Source organism: Mesorhizobium captivum (genome assembly GCF_033977165.1).
Taxonomy (GTDB): domain Bacteria; phylum Pseudomonadota; class Alphaproteobacteria; order Rhizobiales; family Rhizobiaceae; genus Mesorhizobium; species Mesorhizobium captivum.
Genome location: NZ_JAVIJB010000108.1, coordinates 1 through 1,723 on the forward strand (window position 1 = coordinate 1; position 1,723 = coordinate 1,723).

The 1,723-nt window shown below is 64.2% G+C and carries 2 protein-coding genes; both read right to left on the reverse strand.

The window, feature by feature from the left end; all coding sequences use genetic code 11:
• Positions 1-509 (reverse strand): S-(hydroxymethyl)glutathione synthase (gene gfa, locus RFM40_RS33470; protein ID WP_320230395.1); only part of this gene is annotated, 509 nt, incomplete at its 3' end.
• A gap of 66 nt (positions 510-575) precedes the next feature.
• Positions 576-1,703 (reverse strand): S-(hydroxymethyl)glutathione dehydrogenase/class III alcohol dehydrogenase, encoded by a 1,128-nt coding sequence (locus RFM40_RS33475; protein WP_320279049.1) that lies wholly within the window; start codon positions 1,701-1,703, stop codon positions 576-578.
• Positions 1,704-1,723: the final 20 nt, after the last annotated feature.

A 1,723-nucleotide genomic window follows, 5' to 3' on the forward strand; every position in this document is an offset into this window, starting at 1 on the left:
GGGTTGAGGCAGTCATAGGGTTCGAGCCCGATCGACTTGAGCTGGCCGCGGATGCCGGCCATGCGGCTCGGGTCGACGCCGGATTCGATGATCGACGACACGAAGGCGGCGAAGCCCGGCGGCGACCAGCCGTCCTCCTCGAAGCGCTCGGGATGGATGAAGGACAGGCCCTTGAAGGCATGGTCGCGCTCGACCGGGCCGTACATGTGCACGCCGCAGCCGGTGCAGGCATGGCGCTGGATCAGCGCGGCCGGGTCGACCACCTTCAGCTTGTCGCCGTTCTCGGTGACGGTGACGTCGCTGGTGCCGGCAACGGCAACCACCGAGAAGATAGCGCCTTCCGGCTTCCAGCATTTGGTGCAGCCGCAGGCATGGTTGTGGGCGATCTGGCCCTTGACCTTGACCTTCACCGGATTGCTGGTGCAGGCGCAGACCAGTGTGCCGCCGGAAAAGGAAGCGCTCTCCTTCGGCAGGCCGTTGTCGATCTTCGGGTGCAGTTTTTCAGGCATTCGTACTTCCTCCCATGTTGACCACAAAGGGCGCGGGCGTGATCGACTGCGACCTCTTGGCTTTCCTCAGTAAATTACGACGCTGCGGATCGACTTGCCCTCATGCATGAGGTCGAAGCCCTTGTTGATGTCTTCCAGCTTCAGCGTATGGGTGATCATCGGGTCGATCTGGATCTTCTTTTCCATGTACCAGTCGACGATCTTCGGCACGTCGGTGCGGCCGCGCGCGCCGCCGAAGGCGGTGCCCATCCAGCTGCGGCCGGTGACCAGCTGGAACGGCCTGGTCGCGATCTCCTGGCCGGCGCCGGCGACGCCGATGACGACCGACTTGCCCCAGCCGCGATGCGAGGCCTCCAGCGCCTGGCGCATCACCTTGGTGTTGCCGGTGCAGTCGAAGGTGTAGTCGGCGCCGCCGATCTGGTCGGCGCCGCGCTTGGTCATGTTGACCAGGTAAGGCACGATGTCGCCGTCGATCTCCTTCGGATTGACGAAATGCGTCATGCCGAACTTCTCGCCCCAGGCCTTCTTGTCGTTGTTGACATCGACGCCGATGATCATGTCGGCGCCGGCAAGGCGAAGACCCTGGATGACGTTCAAGCCGATGCCGCCGAGGCCGAAGACGACGGCCGTCGCCCCCTGCTCGACCTTGGCGGTGTTGATCACCGCGCCGATGCCGGTGGTCACGCCGCAGCCGATGTAGCAGATCTTGTCGAAGGGGGCGTCGGGATTGACCTTGGCGACAGCGATCTCCGGCAGCACGGTGAAGTTGGAGAAGGTCGAGCAGCCCATATAGTGGAACAGCTTTTCGCCATTGACCGAGAAGCGCGAGGTGCCGTCGGGCATCAGCCCTTGCCCTTGCGTGGCGCGGATGGCGGTGCACAGATTGGTCTTGCGCGACAGGCACGACGGGCACTGCCGGCATTCGGGCGTATAGAGCGGGATGACATGGTCGCCCTTTTTGACCGAGGTCACGCCCTTGCCGACATCGACGACGATGCCGGCGCCCTCATGGCCGAGGATCGCCGGAAAGATGCCTTCCGGATCGGCGCCCGACAGGGTGAACTCGTCGGTGTGGCAGATGCCGGTCGCCTTGACCTCGACCAGCACCTCGCCGTCGCGCGGGCCCTCGAGGTCCACCTCCATGATCTCCAGCGGCTTTCCGGCACCAACGGCAACTGCGGCGCGCGTTTTCATGAGGCATTCCTCCCAAGGCA